Below are 17,480 nucleotides of genomic sequence, written 5' to 3'. Positions count from 1 at the left end.
GGTGGTATGGCGGGATTTCGTGTGGGGTTCGCGACGCGATTGGCCTACCGCTCCGCGGTAGAGTTCTCGATCTTGCTGTCCATGGGTTGCGCTCGCTACGTGCGCTGCACCCATGGCTACTCATGGTGAACCCTCCGGGTTCGGGGAGATCGGGGCGCGGGTGGGGCTGAATGCGAGCCAACAAAAACCCGCTGCCAGGAGTCCTGGCAACGGGTTAGATGTCAGAGATTCTGTAAACCTGGCGCTACATTACGGGGACCTCTTCAGCGGGGACGTCTGCTGTGGCCTCGGCTTCTGCTTCGGATGCTGGCTCGGGAGCTTCTTCGGCGGCTGGAGCTGCCTCGGTCGACTCGGCGGCGGCGCCTTTTTTGCTCCCCCGGGTTTTCTTGGGCAGGGCGGAGGGCGGGGTCAGGCCCATGGCGTTGGCGGCGCCACCACGCACGGTTTCGGCCACGGTGGGAGCGTTGTCCTCCAGAGACACCTTCTCGTTGGTCATGCGCACGCCCACTGGCTTGCTCACGCCGAACTCCTGCATAGTCACCCCGTAGATCACGTCTGCCTTGGACATCGTGCGCTTGTTGTGGGTCACGATGATGAACTGGCTGGCGTTGATGAACTTGTCCAGCATCGCGAGGAAACGCTTGATGTTGGATTCGTCCAGCGGTGCATCGAGTTCGTCCAGCACGCAGAAGGGGCTGGGGCGGACCATGAAGATCGAGAAGAGAAGCGCCACGGCGGTCATGGAGCGCTCACCACCGGAAAGGAGGCTGATGCTCTGGAGCTTCTTGCCGGGGGGCTTGGCGATGATCTCAATGCCGCACTCCAGGGGATCGTTCTCGTCCTGCAGCATGAGGTCGGCCTGGCCGCCGGCGCCGAAGAGTTCCTTGAAGTTCTCGCGGAAGTTGTTCCGGACCTGGATGAAGGTCTCGGTGAACATGGTCTGCGTGGTGTCGTTGATCTTCGCGATCACCTGGAGCAGCTCCTCCTTGCTCTTCACAAGGTCTCCGTGCTGGGTTTCCAGGAAGATGTGGCGTTGTTCGAGTTCCTCGAACTCCTGGATGGCGTCCAGGTTCACCGGTCCCATGCTTTCCAGGCGCTGGCGCAGGTCATTGACGATTTCCTGAACCAGATCCCAGTCCGGTCCGCGCTCCAGGGCGGCGGCGTCGAAGAGGGGATTGCCGTCCATTTCAACGTCACCAGGGGAAAGGGCTTCTGCGGCGGAGGATCCCTCGTTCTCAGCGGAGGAATCGTCGTCGGAGGCGCTATCGCTACGGGAAGACAGAGTGGCCCGGCGCTTGCTGGTGCGGTCGAAGGACTTCTTCTGCTCGGAGATGGAAAGCAGCAGGGAGTGCGGATCGGGCTCGAAGGCATCCAAGCTGATCTGGTAGCGCTCTTGCACGTGCTTGATGAGGTTCTCCAGCTTCATCTCCACGCGGGTCTGCTGAACCTCAGCACGGCTGCGGTGGTCGTTGAGCTCGCCGTGGCGGGAGCGGATGGTGTTGAGTTCCGTCTCCAGGGCGGTCACGCGCTCGAAGGCCGCGTTGCGGCGCTCCACGGACTCCCGGCCTTCGTTGTCCACGTTGCCCAGCAGGCGGCGGGCTTCTTCCGTCTCCTCCACCAAGCGGCGGTTCTCGGCCACGGCGGAATCAATGCGCTGCTTCCAGATGAAGCATTCGTTTTCGTAGCGGCTGATGCTGGACTCGAGTTCCTCGAGGCGGCTGGCGAGCGGAGCCTTTTGACGTTCCACGTTCTGGAGGGCGTTCTGTTCCAGGGCCAGGGCCGTCTTGAGTTCGTTGAGGCGCTCGGTGGACTCCACTTCGCGGCGGATCACGCCTTCGATCTGGGTCTCCAGCACGCGTTCCCGCTCCTGGGTTTCCTCGATCTCATAGAGGGCGACCTGATTGGCCTCACGATGCTGCTGGATCTGAGCTTCGGCGGCGGAGAGGCGTTGGGAAATCTGTCCCTGTTCCCATTCCAGGGAGTCGAGTTTGGCGGTCGCCTGCTGAAGGGTGCGCTGCACGACGCTCACCTTGCCCTGATACTGGCTCAGAGCCTCACGGTTCATCTGGGAGGCATCGCGAGCATTGGCCTCCTCACGCTGCTGCTCTTCCAGGGCCATGCGCAGGTCCTCGATGAGGACTTCTTTTTCCTCGACCTGGATGTCGAGAGCCTCGACCTGCACGCGAAGTTCGCGCAGTTCTGTCTCGCGACGCAGCGTGGAGGCGGCCTCTTCTTTACCGGCGCCACCGTGAAGCACGCCGTGCTCGGTCAGAATCTCGCCCTTCAGAGTGACAAACGCCAGATCTGCGTGGTCGTGCTTCAGCCGCATGGCGGTCTGCAGATCATCCACGATGAGGACGTTCCGGAGCACATGCTCCACCAGAGGCTGCACGTGCGGCTGGGACTTCACCTTGTCCAGAGCCCAGGCGATGCCGCCGTTGGGCATGAACTGGCGTTCGGTGCCGCCGTTGCGCAGCATGAGATCTTGAGGAACGACTGCCGCCTTGCCGAGGCGCTGTTCCGTGAGTTTATGCAGCACCTCATCTGCGAGGGAGGTGTGGTTCAGCACGATGGCCTGCAAGTGGTCGCGCAGGGCTGCCTCGATGGCGGAGATGAACTGGGGCTCTACCTCGATGGCCGAGGCCACGAGGCCGCGGATGCCGCCTTTGATGCGGTCGGGATCGTCCAGGCCCTTCAGAATGTTTTGCGTGCCTAGCTCCAGGCCTTCGCCCTTCTCCAGGATCTGTTGCAGGACCTCAAGACGTGAGCGCCGCTGCGTGAGCTGGCGCTGGAGGTTGTTGAGCTCTTCTGAAGCGGCATCGCGCTGACGGCGCTGCTCCTGGATGTTGTTGGTCAGATCCTTGAGCTTGTGCTCAAGCTCGGCTCGGACGGTTTCCAGTTCTTCGATCTGACGCTGAAGATGGTCAAACTCCACCTGGCTGCCTTCGCGCGCCTGCATGGCGGATTGCTTGTCATGCGCCAGCGCTTCGTGCCGCTGGCGGTCGGTGGCCATCTGGTTGGTCAGGCTCTGCGCCTTGGCATCGGCCGTGGCGGCCTCACCTTCCAGACGGCGGAAGGTCTCACGCAGGGTGCGGCGCTCCATCTCCAGCTTCTGACGGTCTGGGATGATGGCGTTGTGGACGATCTGGTGTTCCTCTAGGGCGTACTGGCGGCTTTCGATCGTGCTGCGGATGGAGGAGAACTGCTCATCTGCGGCGGCGAGTTCGCGCTGCTGACGGTCCACCATGTCCCGGTTGTTGGTGGCATCCTCTTCATTGCGCCGGATCCGGCCTTCCAGTTCTTCCACGCGTTCGCGGTTGAACTCGATCTTGCTCTCGGCCCCCTGGATCTTGGAACGGAATTCCTGGGACTGCTGCCGCAGGCCGTTGATGGTGGACTCCACTTGGTGGTAGATCTCGCGGGTCTCGGTGACCTCCTGCTCCTTCGAGTGGATGCGCTGGTGCAGGTCATTGAGTTCCGTCATCAAGGAGATGATCTGGTTCTCCGACTCCGTCTTCTCAGCGGTGTACTCGGTGAAATGCTTGTGACCCAGGTGCAGGTCCAGAATGCGGAGGTCCTTGTGCACCACTTGGTAGCGCTTGGCCTTCTGGGCCTGACGGTGCAAGGTGCCCATCTGGCGCTTCACTTCCGCGATGATGTCCGCCACGCGGAGGAGGTTGGCCTCTGTGTACTCCAGCTTGCGCAGGGCTTCCTTTTTCTGGCCCTTGAACTTGGTGATGCCAGCCGCCTCTTCGAACACGGAACGGCGGTCTTCTGGCTTGGCGCTGATGAGCATGTCGATCTTGCCCTGCTCCATCACGGAGTAGGCGGACCGGCCAATTCCAGTACCCGCCAGCAGTTCCTGGAAGTCCTTCAAACGGCAGATGGTGCCGTTGATGCGGTATTCGGAGCGACCGTCGCGGAAGACGCGGCGGCACATGGCGACCTCATTGTAGTCCACACCCAGGCCCTGCTCGCAATCTGCCAGGGTCAGGATGACTTCTGCCATGCCCACGGGCTTGCGCTTGTCCGTCCCGTTGAAGATAACGTCCGCCATTTCTGCGCCACGCAGAGCCTTGGCGGAAGTTTCCCCCAGCACCCAGCGGATGGCGTCCACCACGTTTGACTTGCCGCATCCATTGGGACCAACGATGCCGGTGACGCCCGTGTGGAACTCAAACAACGTCTTGTCAGCAAAGGACTTGAAGCCGTGGATTTCGAGGGACTTGAGATACATGACGGAAGCGGGAGCAGAGCGTTGAAATTGAGCGGTGAACGTGTGCCGAGTGGGATCGGCAGGTGATCACTTTTGGAACTTAAATCTCAGGTGACAAAAAGGGCAAGAAAGATGTGATTGCACAATCTGTAGGGGTGCGCTCTCGTATGTAGCACAAGATATGGCGATGTCTTGCAGGAATTTTTTGACCCGAAAAACGCTTAATATCGCTTGAAAAGTGGTCGAGAACGCTGCGTTCCCGTAGCCACGGGGAAAGACGGAAACCGACCCCGTCGCAACAGCCGAGTTATTCACATTTATCCCGACAGGGTTGTTCACAGCGCCCAATTGAGAGCGGGCGGGTCGATTGGCCCCTCAGGTGCCTGAGAGGGGCCGGAGAAGATAGTCAGGGCAGATAAATGGGGGGGCTTGGTGAGGCCGAGGTGGGGCGTCGCCAGTCAAAAAATGTCGGTAGACTCTGCAATTCCCTCACCGGGAAGGAACTCCGTGCCGACTGTGAAGTGGTCGCCGACATGAGGGCCGATTCAGCGTTGTGGGCCCCACGAGGAAGGCCAGTAGCCAGGACCCATGGGGGTGATGGAAAGGCCGCTGGAGCCAACTCTGAAAAACCGACAGGGTGGCGGAATCTGGCCAGTGTCGTAGGCGACAGCTATGACGGAGCCCATGGGGTGTTCCTCCACCAGCACCACCCAAACAATGGAATCCGCTGGATAAAGCTTCTGAAAATGCTCGCGTACGGCGTGCTGCATCTGCTGCAGGCGGCGCTTCTGGGCCAGCAAGGTTCTACCGCGCCGGATCATGATGGGGAAGGTGGAAGTCAGGGAGACCGAGGTGATTGAGCCCTTCCATTTCCAAGCGGCAAGTCCGGTCGTCTAGTGACTGTGGCTGTGCCCATGTGCATGGGCCCCGGCCACGCTGCCGCCACGTGCGATCTCGCGGGCCGCGGAAACAATGTGGGTGCAGGCTTCCACGCAGAGCAGGGGCAACTCGTCCGCCGGCACGGTCTCCGGGCGTTTGTTTTCTTCGAGGAGCGTCAGCGGTTGTTCAGGATTGAGGTGCCAGGTGATGCGCCGGATGCACTTGGTCTCGGCGTCACAATGGCAGGCCACCATTTCCTGGGCCTGTTCGTCGGTGATCTTGTTGGAGAACCGGTACATCCCCGTCTGGCGTCCCAATGTCTGGCGCAACGGCACAGGCTCCAGGGTGCCAGCTGCCTGATGCCGAACGAAGCCGAGCGCAGCGGGATAGAGGAAATCAAGGGCCAGCCGAAGGGCGGCTTCATCCGTCAGCGCGAGCTTCCAGCCGTGGCGCAGGGTGGGGGCGGTCTTGAGCGGGCGGAACTGCCCTGCATCATCGTAGATGCTGAGGCTGCGGGCTTCGAGCGGATCGGTGGACACTCGGAGGTCAGTGGCGTCCACATCATCGACATGACTGAGGAGCCAGCTTGTGCCTTCTCCTGCGGGGGAGACGGCGACCTGACCTAGCTTGAAGGGCTTGCGAGGGAGCTCGGGGATCGAGTTGTCACGGATGATCGCGGACTCCAAGGCCGCGCCATGCTTGGCCTTGAAGTCCTTCACCTGATCCAGGATGACCTCGGCCATGAGGGCTTCAGTCCCAATGGCGCTGCTGTAGTACAGACTGCGCCCCTGGAGGGCATGAGGATTGTGACGGAAGACCTCGTTCTGGCTGAGGGCGGCGGTGGGCTCGCTCTCCATGCCCAACAGGACCGGAATGTCCTGGTAGCTGTGCAGGCCGTCGGCAATGAAGAAGGGCACGACCACCACGTGAGGGGCGGTGCTGAGCTCGTGCCATTTGGCCACGAGGGGCTCCTCCTCCATGTAGGCGTCCAGTACCTCGGCGAACCCATAGCCGCCATCTCGGATGAGTGTCACCTGATCTTCAATCGCCTTGCGGGAGTTCTCGTTCAGGCTGGTGCCGTGGCCGACGATGATGAGGCAGGTCTGATCCCGCGGGACACCGGGAGCCACCTCCTCCGCCCGGGCCAGAAGAAGCCGGGTCATGGAAGGGTGAATGCCGACGGGATCGCAATAGGCGTAGGTGACGCCGTCACGGACGGTGACCGGGCCGGTCAGCCGCAATTCGCGGGGGAGCACGTCCTGGCAAAAGTAACCTTCGCTGATGAAGTTGGGCACCACATAGACCAAGGACTGCGTGGTCTGGTAGAACACCTCCCGCAGGGAGGGCTCCTCCTTCCAGAAGGCGCAGGCCACCTCCGCGAAGTACCCGCGACGACGGATCTCATCGGCATGCTGATGCGTGGGCGCGCTGGAGTCTGGGTTCATCGTAGAACCATGACCCACGATCACCAATGCCGCTGCTGTGTCTGGAACCATGCTGTAGTAGATTACGTGCTGAAACGGGGAGGCCTCCCCGGATTCGTCCCAATGGGGCAGATTAACGGAGCGTGCGCGGGATGAAGACCGCTTCCATGCCAGCGGCTTTGGCCGCCTCCAGGCCGCTGCGCCCGTCTTCAAAGACCAGACACTCCTCCGGGGGCACGCCCATGCGCTCTGCGGCGAGGAGGAACATGTCCGGGGCAGGCTTGCCCCGCTCCACGTTGATCGGCGTGATGATGTGCGGGAACAGGTGGAACAGACCGGTGTGCTTCAGGCAGGCGTGCACGATCGGCTCCTCACTGCCGGAGGCGACGGCCATGGGCAGCTTGCCGAAGGAGGAAAGGGCCAGATCGGCCACAGGATTCACCCGCTGGATTTCCGGAATGCGCTTCTCGAACATCTCGGCTTTGACTCGCACCACAGCATCGGGATCCACGTTGACTTTGTGCAAGCCGTTCAGGACGACCACCGTGTCGTACTCCTTCACTCCGGCGAAGTGGTAGAACTCCTCTTCTGTAAAGGCATAGGTCGCACCGTTGAGGCGGAGAGACTCGATCCAGCACACGTAGTGGAGCGGCATGGAGTCAACGAGCGTGCCGTCGCAGTCGAAGATGTAGGCGGAGAACTTGCGGTCAGGGAGTTGCAGCATGGGTATCGCTCAGGATTACGAATAAAAAGCCCTTCCGGGGGCCGGAAGGGCGGGAGAAAACCGACGCAAAGGCCAGTCGTTCTGTGAAACGGGTCGAGCCCGAAATCAAGCAGCGGATTCCACGTGGCTGTGATTCGTGTTCTGCGCCTTGGAGGCTGCCTCTGCGGGCAGGGCGACGGCATTGTTGCCACCCACCAGCTTGCGGAAGATGCGCTGAGGGAAGCTGTTGCCCTTCTCCTCTTCATTGAGGGAGGACAGGGCGTTTGCCTTGGCGATTTCCCAAGCGGGAGCGAAGCCAGGAGCGCTGATGTTCATCTGCTTCTCAGCGCGGGCGTAGATCTCAAGCTCGCGGTTCGCGCGGTTGTCTTGGCGGTCGTTGAGCCGGGCCACCTGCAAGCGGAGGTTCTCGTTTTCGCCCTTCAGCCGGTCGCGATCCTTAGTCAGGTCGGTCTGCTGCTTGGACTCGAGATCCATTTTGTCATTGAGCATCTTCTTAAAGCGGCGCAGTTCGCGGGCCGTCTTCCAGTGGGAGCGCAGCGCGGAGAACAGGAGGGCCAGGCCAATGAAAAGGCCGATACCAAAAGCCCAAGCGTGGGTATAATTCAGTTGGAGGGTCATGGGGCAGGGAATCTAAGCGACGTTGTGGCCTTGGCAAAGGGCAAAGGCATGCTTCACGCTGAGGGGATGTAATACTGTTCGTCTCTCGTGACTCGTAAAGTGTCAGAATCTGGTGAAGCCGCTTGCAACTTCTGGAAATTCTAGTAAAAACGGTGTTGTGTGGAAAGGCAAATATAGTATTGATTGCTCATCCCGCGAATGCGGAAACTCTCCCTTTTGCGAATCAATTTAGAATTTCGGGTTAACATGATTCCTGCCAATAACCCACATTCGGAGGTCACTGCGACTGCGAAAGCCGCTATCCATCCTGATCGGGTGGCGCTGGCCAATCTGCAACCGTTTGGCAATGACATTTGTGCCACCTGGCATGAAGGCGAGGGGGAACCTGCGGTGGCCATTCACGAGACCGCGCTGGAAGAGCTGCGGGCCCTGGAAAACGAGGGGCGCGTCATCCTGCTGAGCGCTCCGAGAGCGGGCCACGGCAAAACCCACTTGCTGGGCCGCGTGGCGGAAAAGCTCCAGTCTGAGGCGGTGGTGGCAAGCCTGCCCTGGCAGACGGAGGATGGCATGACCTGGGCAGGCTGCGGTCGCGGCATTGTGGCCGACCTCGCTTACTCGGGGGTGAAGCCCAATCTTCTACAGCGCGTGTGCAGCGGGGTGCACGCAGCTTTGCTCAAGCGGCTCATTCAGACGGGACGCATTCCCAGCACCGATCCGAGCCAGGCCCTGAGAGTGCTCTCTCAGGATCCGATGAACTTGTTTTCCGACAGCGGTCCCGCCAAAGTGATTGGCGAGTGGTTCAGGAAACACTATGACCAGCTGCACGCTACTCTGACGGAGGTGACCTACCTTGAAGGGCGGGCGGAGGTGGCCGACTGGCTGCGGGCCATGTTTGACTACGTGGAGCAACCAACGGCGGCCAATCTGGCGACGCTGGCGGAAGGCATGGATGTGGCAGGGCCGGAGCAGCTGGTGCGATTCCTCAAGCTGGTGGTGATCTGGAAGCCGGTGGTGCTGGTGGCGGATCACATGGACGGTCTTTATCGTGATGCCGAGGCGGGTGTCTCCGTGGCGCGGATGGCGCTGGAGCTGACCTCTCTGCCCGGTGTGCGGGTGGTGCTGAGCATGAACCAGGATCTGTGGGACACGACCTTTGGTCGGCAGCTCCCGAGTGCACTGGAAGACCGGCTCAATGCTCGCAATGTCTCCCTGGCGGGTCTCAATGCCGCAGAGGCGATCGAGCTCGTTGAGCTACGTATGGCCAAGGTGGGAGTGGGGGAACGCCATCGGGAAGAGTTTCTAGGATATCTGGATCTGGACCGCTATTTCCTCGGTCGGCCCACGGGAAGCGTCTCCACCCGTGGCATGCTGCGGCACGCCGCCCAGGCGTGGCGCAAATGGCTGCGTTCCGCTGCTGCGGAGACGAGCAAGTCCGGGCCGCTCGGCCCGGCCGATGGCGATGCTCTGCCTTTGATCCTAGAGGACGTAGGCGGCTTGCAGTCCGCGCTGGGGGGCTCTCCCTTTCTGCCGGAGATAGAGGAAGAACCGGAAGAAGATCTCACCGCCCTGGCCAAGCACCTGGCGGAAGATCATGGTGGCCAGGTGGTGAGTCTGGCGGGAGCGCCAGCACCTGCTGGTCCCCTCGGATCGATCACGGAAGTTGTTCACCCCCAAGCTCCGGTCGAACGGAAAAACTCTTTCCTTCCGCTTGCGGAACCCTCCCCGGATGCCCCGTCCCCATTCGTCCCGGAAGATGAGCCTCCCGCCGCCTCTGCCCCAGCGGCTGAGTTGGATGAACCCTCTGAGCCACCCGCTGCTCTGCCGCCTCCCCCGATAGAGCGCCCTCCTGTCAAGGCGGCGTACTTTTCCCCATTTACCCCGGACAACGGGCAACACGCCCCAGCACCTGCGCCGAGGCCATCAGTCGAAGCGGCTCCTGGTTCTGCTTCCAACCCGCCCGCTGACCCCGCGCCGAAATGGTCCCCGCCGGTGCCGGATTCGGGCACTGCGTTCAGTGGTTCAGGGGTAGGGGGGCTCGGCTCTGCGCCGTCAGCATCGGAAGCTTCTCAAGAGGGGCCCACTGGAGCGACGCCTTCGGCCTCGGTGGAGTCCGCTCCCTACGGGGGATCTGTGGCGGCACCTCCGCCAACGCCGCCCCAAGCGGAGTCCTCCGAAAACAACTTTGAGCGGCTGCGCCAACTCCTCTCCAAGGTGCGGGCGACGTCTGAACCCACCGTCCTGCCAGACGCGGGATCCAAGTCGCCACAAAAGGTCAGGATCGCTCCGGCAGGACCTGCCAAAGAGTCGCCTTCCAAGCATCGCCTGATGCCTCCAGGTGGGCCCGCCAGCGGGGTGGCAGTCTCGACCGCAACCGTTCATGCGAACGGAACCACTGGAAGTGAAAGCAAGGGCAGCCTTCCACAGCAATTCAGCGCTCTGCGCCAGCAGATCCTCGGACGTGACCAGATCTTGAAGGTCAACTGGCCCATGATCGCCCATGTTGTGCGCGTGGCAGGAAAGCGGTTCCCTGTTGTGACCTATGACGAGCTTGAACTGCCAGGTCTGGGAGGAGGATCCCTCTCTCGATGGCGGTTGCAGGGAGCGGAGATGATCTTCGGTCTGGAGGACTTTGCTGACGAACGCTACTGGAAGACGGTGACGAGCTTCGTGGTGGGACGGGTGGCGGAACTCACGGCGGCGGCGAGCCAGATCGGGCAGCCCTCTCCGCAGATCAAGCTGCTGGTCTTTAAAGGGGATCTGGAGGCGGCTCCCTTGGCGGGGCTGCTTCAGCAGGATGTCATCCCTTCCGCCTTGCGGGCGAATCTGGATGTGGTGCACCTGGACAACCGCAGTCTGGCCAGTCTCTATGCCATGAACCAGATCCTCACGGACACGGAAAACACCCCAGGCGGCGATCTCCATGGAGTGATGACCTCGTTGGCTGGTGAGCTGGACTTCTTTTGGAAGCGGATCACCCGTCCGCTGCGCTAGCCCCTCGGCCGAAAGCTGGGGCAAAAAGAACTTTGGATTTTTGAAGTTTCCCGCTGGGGGGCATGTGCTACACTCGCCCCGCCCGGCTTATGACTCCTCTCGTTCGCGTCAACCAGCTCAAGATTCACTTCCCTGTGCATGCAGGGTTCCTGCGCCGCAAAGTGGATGAGATCCGTGCGGTGGATGAGGTCAGCTTTTCCATCCCTGAAGGCGGCACCTTGGGGCTGGTGGGGGAGAGCGGCAGTGGCAAATCCACGATCGCCCGGGCGGTGCTCAAGCTCATTCCCGCCACGGGCGGAGAAGTGATCTACCGGGACAAGAACATCCTTCCGCTGAGCGAGGGCGAGTTTCGCCCCTATCGCAAGGAGATGCAGATGATCTTTCAAGACCCGTTCGGCTCGCTCAATCCCCGCATGACGATTGAGCAGATCATCGCGGAGCCCCTGCGCATTCACTTCCGCCATCTGGACAAGGCGGGGCGCCGGGACACGGTGGCCGCATTGCTTGAGCGTGTGGGACTGCCGGCGGAGGCCATGTGGCGCTATCCGCATGAGTTCAGCGGTGGCCAGCGTCAGCGCATCGGCATTGCCAGAGCTCTGGCCGTGCAGCCCAAGTTCCTGGTCTGTGACGAGCCGGTCAGCGCCCTGGATGTGAGCGTTCAGGCCCAGATCATCAATCTTCTGCAGGATCTGCAGGAGCAGTTCAAACTCACCTATCTCTTCATCGCCCACGACCTCGCCGTGGTGGAGCACATGAGCGATGAGATCATTGTGATGCACCGCGGAAAAATTGTCGAACAAGGCACCGCGGCTCAGGTCTGTGAAGATCCACATCACGAGTACACTAAAAAGCTCCTCGCGGCGGTACCTTCTCTGTAAACACAAGACTTGAAGACACAAGACACAAGACCTGATTCCCCATTCGAACGCGATTCGATGGTGCGTGGCCTGGAGATCGGGAAGTGTATTTTGGTTGAAAGCGGTTTGCGCCAGTTAGTGAACTGGTGGCGAGCGTGAGGCTTCAAGTCTTGCGTCTTGTGTCTTCAAGTCTTGTGTCTTTGTATGACCCCACTTTTTCGCAAATTTCTCGGCCTTAACTGGATCCTCGCGCTTAACATGATCGCATTGATCGTGTGGGGCGTTTGGGCGATCTACAATGCCTCATCCTTCCGTGAGGGGATGAATCTTTCCACCATCTGGCGCAACCAAGTGCAGTGGGGGGCGTTGGGGTTGGGGGTGTTCGGGATAGCGGCGTTGATCGACTACAAGTGGGTGCGATGGGGCGGTTGGATCCTGTATTTGGCCGGGATCGTGAGTCTCGTTCTAGTGAAGTTCTTCGGTGTCGATGTCAAAGGAGCGCGGAGTAAGTTTGACTTGGGCTTCGTCGACTTCCAGCCATCCCAGTTGGCCATTGTTGCAACGATTGTTTCACTCGCAGTCGTTCTGGGGGACTTGCATCGCATTGCCCCAGTGTTCCGCCATCATTGGCTCCGATTGGGAGTGTCAGGCCTGCTGGCAGGGGTTCCGATGGCGATGGTTTTGAAGGAGCCGGATCTCGGTTCTGCGGCCGTTTATGGGCCGGTAGTGATTGCGATGCTGTTGGTTGGGAGCATCCCCTTCAGGTACCTCATCACACTGTTCTTGGGGGTGATGTGTATCCTTCCTGTCGCTTACTTCTTTGGTCTTAAGCCCTACCAAAAGAAGCGTGTGGAGGTGTTCGTGAACATGCTCGCGAACAAGAAGGTGGACACCCTGGGGGAAGCCTACATGGCGGACAAGGTGAAGATCGCGGTGGGCTCTGCGGGCTTCGAAGGGAAGGGGCCGCTTTCCGTCAAAGTGGACGGCCGCTCGGTGCATCGCACGTTCTACACCCCTACGGAGGCGATCAACGACTTCATCTATTCCGTCATCGTGGAGGAGTTTGGCTTCCGGGGCGGCCTCCTCCAGATCGTGGGCATGGCCATGCTATTGCTACAGTGCATCTTTGTGTCCTTCTATGCGCGGGACAATCTAGGCAGGCTCATTGTGGTGGGGATTGTGGGGATGCTATTTGCCCACTCTATGCAGAACATGGGGATGAACATCCTCATGATGCCCATCACCGGTTTGCCCCTGCCGTTCACCAGCTACGGCGGTACGTTCCTGATCGTTTGCATGTTCCTCATGGGCATGGTTCAGAGCGTCTGGATTCACCGCAACATTTCCCCGGTCAAGAAGAAGGGCCGGCGTGATGAAGAAGGAGAGCAGGACGAGTTTTAGTCTGACCCGGACCCGGCTTCGCCGGGAGACAGAAGACTTCAAGACACAAGACACAAGACACAAGACTTGAACTGAAGGAAGATCGTTTAAGACGGGTAGGGCCGATGTGGTTGGCGAGGCCTGATCGCCCATGACATATTCGAACAATGTGAATTGGCTTTGAGCGTTCACGGGGCGCTTGAGTCTGAGTTGGTCCAGTGATGCGTGGAATGAGTTTCCGCTTCACTGAATTCGTCATGCGTATCCTCCTTCGCAAGTTCTGCCGTCTTCATTGGCTGCTGGTCATCATCCTGTTCGCCCTGATCGCTTGGGGCGTGTGGGCGATATATAATGCGTCCTCGTTTAGAGAGGGGCTCCATTTGTCGGGCATGTGGCGCGATCAATTGCGGTGGTTGGCCTTCGGGATTGCCATCTGGGTGGTCACGGCCTTGATCGACTACAAGTGGCTGCGCTGGGGCGGCTGGCTTCTTTATGCGGGAGGGCTGGGGGCACTGCTCTTTCAATCCCATGTGAATATTCAGGGATGCGGAGCGCGAAGCGCAATCAGCGTGGGCTTTAGCAGCCTTTCCACTCCACAGCTTGCTTTGGCGATGACGGCCGTTGCTCTCGCTGTTGGGCTGGGGCATTTGCACCAAGCGGTGTCTTTGTTCCGGTACCAATGGTTGCGCATCGTGCTGGTCGTGGTGCTCGCGCTGATTCCGGTGAGGATGCTGTATGGGCTGCCGGATTTGGGGGCTGCCTGGACTATGGGGCTGGTCCTCGTGTTGATGTTGCTGGTGGCCAGCATTCGTGGTCGGTATCTGGTCTTGATGCTGGCAGTTGGACTATGTCTGGTGCCCTTGTGGTATCACTTCTGCCTCAAGCCCTTTCAGCAAAAGCGGGTGGACGTCATGGTCCAGATGATGACCAGTCCGAGCTTGGAGGTGCGCGGAGAGGCCTACATGAGCGACAAGCTGAAGGTGGCGGTCGGATCGGCTGGCTTTACAGGGAAGGGGCCGCTGTCCAGCAAGGTGGAGGGACGCTCGGTACACCGGACTTATTTTACTCCTACCGAGGCGATCAACGACTTCATCTTTGCCGTCATCGTGGAGGAGTTTGGCCTTTTGGGTGGACTGTTGCAGATGACGCTCTTTTTGCTTCTGTTTCTGTTGTGCATCCATGTCGCCTACACCGCCCGAGATGAACTGGGGCGGATGCTGGTAGTGGGAGTGGTGGCCTTGCTGTTTGTCTGCTCCTTGCAGAACATGGCGATGAACATTTGCATGTTTCCCATCACCGGGCAGTCTCTGCCTTTCACCAGCTACGGAGGCATCTATCTCACCCTCTGCATGTTTATGATGGGTCTGGCCCAGAGTGTGTGGATCCATCGTCACGATGTCGCGCCGGTGCCGCCGCCACCACCGTCTCCGGAAGCAGCAGCAGAAAATTTGCCCCCTCCGTCACAGCCGGAGGAACTGCCACGTCTCGATGGGTGAAGTGGTTGTGGAGCCTGGCATGCCGGGAAAAATGTGCATACCACGGTGTCTGAAGGCCAACAGTCAGCCAGACCGCCGTAGACTCGCTGGAAGCTCGCCAACGTCTGGCTTGTGGCCAGATCCTCTTCGAGGAAGCGCTTCGATTGAGTAATCTCCATAGTGCAGGCTCCTTGGCGCCCGCCCCAATGTGCTTGGCGGTTCAGTTCTGCCAAGGAACCTGCGGGGGCTAACGTGGAGGTGTTGAAAGCGGTGGGGAGAAAGCGGATGCTATCGGCCTTCCCACCTGATCATCCTCTGCGGATGTACCCAGGGTTGACTCGCTTGAGGCTCGTCCAACCGCTGGGCTATGTTACAGATCCCATACTGGGATCAACTTCGGTCTGAGGCGGGTGCCTCAAGGTGGTTCCTTGGCTGCCACCCCAATCGCCGCGCTCGGGGTGGCCGCCAAGGAATCGATGCCTTCGTTGAAGTTCTTCCTCGAAGAGGATGGGGCTACAAGCCCAACGTTGACGAGCTTCCAGCGAGTCTACGTTGGGTAACAGTGTTGGAGGTTGCTACTCCGAAGGAGTTGTGGCGGTCTGGCTTCCTTTCGCGCCCAGGTTCCTTCGCAGGCACTAGCTGAATGCCTGCACGCTACGCCATTGCGTGCAGATGACCAAGTTTCGATGGACGCTGGCAACCTCCACCCCTATCGCATCGTGGCGACGATGCGGCCCAGGGTCTTCAGCGCCCGCTCCACGGTGGGGCTCCAGGGATTTCCGCAGTTGAGGCGGATGAAGTTCTTAAACTTCTGTTTGGCCGAGAAAATGGGGCCGGGGGCAATGCTGATCTTTTCCGTGAGGGCGCGGTGGAAGAGTTCGAGGGAATCGATGCGGCTGGGCAGTTCCACCCAGAGCACCTGGCCGCCGCTGGGACGGGTGAGCTTTGTCTCCTCCGGGAAGTACTTCGCGATGGCCTCGGTGACCAGGTTGACCTGATCTGAGTACACGCGCTGCACCCGCCGCAGATGGTGGGCATAGCCTCCATTGGCCAGGAAATCGGCGATGGCCATCTGGGGGAGCGTGGCGGTGGCGATGGTGCTGACGGTCTTCAGCAGTTCGACTTTTTCCTGAAACCGTCCGGGAGCCACCCAGCCCACGCGGTAGCCGGGGGCCAGCGTCTTGGAGAAGGAGTCGCACAGCAGGACGAGTCCTTTCTTGTCGAAGGCTTTGGCCGTCTTGGGGCGCTGAGGGGAGAAGGAGACGTCCCCGTAGATGTCATCCTCGATGAGCGGGATCTCGCGCTCCGCCAGCATCTCCACCAGGAGGCGTTTGTTCTCATCCGGCATGCAACTGCCCAGTGGGTTGTTGAAGTTCAGGACAAAGAGACACGCTGCAATGGGCTGGTGCTCCAAGGCATAGGCGAGCGCGTCCAGACTCACGCCATCGCGCGGATGGGTGGGAATCTCGAGGGCTTTCATGCCCAGGGATTCAATGCACTGGAGGATGCCAAAGTAGGTGGGGGACTCAATGGCGATGGTGTCGCCCGGTTTGGCCACGGCGCTCAGGGAGAGATGCAGGGCCTCCATGCCACCGCAAGTGGTGACAATCTCTTCCGGTGACAGGGCGCAGCCGGCATCAAGGGCGCGCCGGGCGATCTGAATACGCAGGGCGGTGAGGCCGGGAGGCACGTCATAGCTGCTGCCGAGCTCTGGAGACCGGCGGCCCAAGGCGGCCATGGCACGGTTTAGCTGCCGAGTGGGCAGAAGCTCCGGACTGGGGATCGCCGCGCCCAGCGCGACCAAGCCAGGGTCGCGCACGGCTTTCATCACCTTCATGACCAGCTCGCCTACCGTGACCTGGGTGGCGCGCGTGGCGGGCCGGGACATCTCGGGTTCTGCCGGAGGCTTCCACGATTGGACTCGTACGTAGTAGCCTGATTGCGGGCGGGCCTCGATGACGCCCCGATCCTCCAGGACGGTGTAGGCCTGTAGCACCGTGGAAACGCTCACGCCCTGTTGCTCGCTAAGCCGGCGCACGGAGGGAATGCGCTCGCCGGGGCGCAGGGTGCCCTTTTCAACCAGGTCCTGAATGTGTCCTGCCACCCGCTCATAGAGGTTGCCAACGCCTTCTGGCGGAACCAGCGGGGGTGACTTGGGGGACACGGACATGGGTGAAACCTGCCTCATCGGATGCGTGCATCACAGTAACACTTTATTGAATTGTTCACCAGCACAGTTTGAGGTTGGGGTAACTGTACCGGTTCAGAAAAGCAATCGCTGAATCTGTGCTGATTCATGGGGAGGGGTACCTTGTCTCCATGAACGCAAGCAGCCCGCAGCCCCTTCAACTTGGCAAAGTCTCTGGATTTCCCCGTACGTGGGAAGCCGTGGTCGCGCGGCTGCCGTTCATGCCGAAAACCCGCCGCACCACCTCTCATGAGCTGGAGGTGGAGAGCGGGGCACTGGTGAAGTTTCAGCACCCTGGAGAGGTGACGCGGATCACCTGTGTGCGGGGGCTGCTCTGGATCACCCAGGAAGGGGACCCGACGGACTACGTGCTGCATCGGGGGGAGTCCTTCAGGCCGCAGACTCGCGGGACGGTGTTGGTGGAGGGGATGCATGCGTCTCTGATCCGGCTCACGGCGCAGGAGTCGTGAGATTTGGCTGAGACCGGTAGTCAGCCAGACCGCCGCAACTCCTTCGGAGCAGGCAAGTTTCTCTATGCACCCAACGTAGGCTCGCTGGAAGCTCGCCAACGTTGGGCTTGTAGCAGAATCCTCTTCGAGGAAGAGCTTCGACTGGGCAGTGTGCTGCTCATGACCCTGTGGATTGATCTCATCCCTGAACTCAGGTCTTCTGTCTTGAGTCTTGAAGTCTTGTGTCTCCCGGCGAAGACGTGACTTCGCCGCTTACAA

The 17,480-nt window shown here is 60.5% G+C and carries 11 protein-coding genes; 5 read left to right on the top strand and 6 right to left on the bottom strand.

Going from position 1 to position 17,480, the window contains the following annotated elements:
- Window positions 1–244: 244 nt before the first annotated feature.
- The 5 genes from smc to BV106_RS30825 form a co-directional block, all read right to left on the bottom strand.
- Entirely contained in the window at window positions 245–4,237 is a 3,993-nt protein-coding gene (gene smc / locus BV106_RS36510; protein WP_051946592.1) for a chromosome segregation protein SMC, read from the bottom strand.
- A gap of 524 nt (window positions 4,238–4,761) precedes the next feature.
- Window positions 4,762–5,037: a hypothetical protein gene (locus tag BV106_RS30840; RefSeq protein WP_038171353.1), complete on the bottom strand. Its 276-nt coding sequence runs from the start codon at window positions 5,035–5,037 to the stop codon at window positions 4,762–4,764.
- A 72-nt stretch (window positions 5,038–5,109) separates the two neighbouring features.
- A complete protein-coding gene (locus BV106_RS36905; RefSeq protein ID WP_063768032.1) occupies window positions 5,110–6,591 on the bottom strand; it encodes a CbiX/SirB N-terminal domain-containing protein in 1,482 nt (493 codons plus the stop codon).
- 61 nt (window positions 6,592–6,652) lie between these two features.
- The gene (locus BV106_RS30830) at window positions 6,653–7,243 is read right to left on the bottom strand and encodes an HAD family phosphatase (protein WP_038171352.1); all 591 of its coding nucleotides are present in this window, start codon (window positions 7,241–7,243) and stop codon (window positions 6,653–6,655) included.
- A 105-nt stretch (window positions 7,244–7,348) separates the two neighbouring features.
- Window positions 7,349–7,861, bottom strand: a complete 513-nt coding sequence (locus tag BV106_RS30825; RefSeq protein WP_038171350.1) for a hypothetical protein — start codon at window positions 7,859–7,861, stop codon at window positions 7,349–7,351.
- Between the two features lie 246 nt (window positions 7,862–8,107).
- Here BV106_RS30825 and BV106_RS30820 point away from each other — a divergent pair, with 246 nt between their 5' ends.
- The 4 genes from BV106_RS30820 to BV106_RS30805 all read left to right on the top strand — a co-directional run bounded on the left by BV106_RS30820 (window position 8,108) and on the right by BV106_RS30805 (window position 14,585).
- Window positions 8,108–10,852 (top strand): hypothetical protein, encoded by a 2,745-nt coding sequence (locus BV106_RS30820; protein WP_038171348.1) that lies wholly within the window; start codon window positions 8,108–8,110, stop codon window positions 10,850–10,852.
- Between the two features lie 89 nt (window positions 10,853–10,941).
- On the top strand, window positions 10,942–11,730 hold the full coding sequence (locus BV106_RS30815; RefSeq protein ID WP_157211027.1) for an ATP-binding cassette domain-containing protein: 789 nt from the start codon (window positions 10,942–10,944) through the stop codon (window positions 11,728–11,730).
- 237 nt (window positions 11,731–11,967) lie between these two features.
- Complete coding sequence (locus BV106_RS30810; protein WP_265596251.1) at window positions 11,968–13,110, top strand: FtsW/RodA/SpoVE family cell cycle protein; 1,143 nt, start codon at window positions 11,968–11,970, stop codon at window positions 13,108–13,110.
- Between the two features lie 236 nt (window positions 13,111–13,346).
- Window positions 13,347–14,585 (top strand): FtsW/RodA/SpoVE family cell cycle protein, encoded by a 1,239-nt coding sequence (locus BV106_RS30805; RefSeq protein WP_081892477.1) that lies wholly within the window; start codon window positions 13,347–13,349, stop codon window positions 14,583–14,585.
- 688 nt (window positions 14,586–15,273) lie between these two features.
- Here BV106_RS30805 and BV106_RS30800 read toward each other — a convergent pair.
- Complete coding sequence (locus BV106_RS30800; protein ID WP_051946586.1) at window positions 15,274–16,734, bottom strand: PLP-dependent aminotransferase family protein; 1,461 nt, start codon at window positions 16,732–16,734, stop codon at window positions 15,274–15,276.
- A 149-nt stretch (window positions 16,735–16,883) separates the two neighbouring features.
- On the opposite strand from BV106_RS30800, the gene BV106_RS30795 reads away from it, so the two are divergent.
- Window positions 16,884–17,222: a DUF2917 domain-containing protein gene (locus BV106_RS30795; RefSeq protein ID WP_038171344.1), complete on the top strand. Its 339-nt coding sequence runs from the start codon at window positions 16,884–16,886 to the stop codon at window positions 17,220–17,222.
- Window positions 17,223–17,480: the final 258 nt, after the last annotated feature.

This window comes from Verrucomicrobium sp. BvORR106 (genome assembly GCF_000739655.1).
Classification (GTDB): domain Bacteria; phylum Verrucomicrobiota; class Verrucomicrobiia; order Verrucomicrobiales; family Verrucomicrobiaceae; genus Verrucomicrobium.
Note: the sequence above shows the minus strand (reverse complement) of the source record. Positions and strands in the feature narration are given on the sequence as shown.

Bases quoted from the DNA above. Each gene is read 5' to 3' on its own strand.
- smc (WP_051946592.1), bottom strand. From the start codon at position 4,237: ATGTATCTCAAGTCCCTCGAAATCCACGGCTTCAAGTCCTTTGCTGAC.
- BV106_RS30840 (WP_038171353.1), bottom strand. From the start codon at position 5,037: ATGATCCGGCGCGGTAGAACCTTGCTGGCCCAGAAGCGCCGCCTGCAG.
- BV106_RS36905 (WP_063768032.1), bottom strand. From the start codon at position 6,591: ATGGTTCCAGACACAGCAGCGGCATTGGTGATCGTGGGTCATGGTTCT.
- BV106_RS30830 (WP_038171352.1), bottom strand. From the start codon at position 7,243: ATGCTGCAACTCCCTGACCGCAAGTTCTCCGCCTACATCTTCGACTGC.
- BV106_RS30825 (WP_038171350.1), bottom strand. From the start codon at position 7,861: ATGACCCTCCAACTGAATTATACCCACGCTTGGGCTTTTGGTATCGGC.
- BV106_RS30820 (WP_038171348.1), top strand. From the start codon at position 8,108: ATGATTCCTGCCAATAACCCACATTCGGAGGTCACTGCGACTGCGAAA.
- BV106_RS30815 (WP_157211027.1), top strand. From the start codon at position 10,942: ATGACTCCTCTCGTTCGCGTCAACCAGCTCAAGATTCACTTCCCTGTG.
- BV106_RS30810 (WP_265596251.1), top strand. From the start codon at position 11,968: ATGATCGCATTGATCGTGTGGGGCGTTTGGGCGATCTACAATGCCTCA.
- BV106_RS30805 (WP_081892477.1), top strand. From the start codon at position 13,347: ATGCGTATCCTCCTTCGCAAGTTCTGCCGTCTTCATTGGCTGCTGGTC.
- BV106_RS30800 (WP_051946586.1), bottom strand. From the start codon at position 16,734: ATGTCCGTGTCCCCCAAGTCACCCCCGCTGGTTCCGCCAGAAGGCGTT.
- BV106_RS30795 (WP_038171344.1), top strand. From the start codon at position 16,884: ATGAACGCAAGCAGCCCGCAGCCCCTTCAACTTGGCAAAGTCTCTGGA.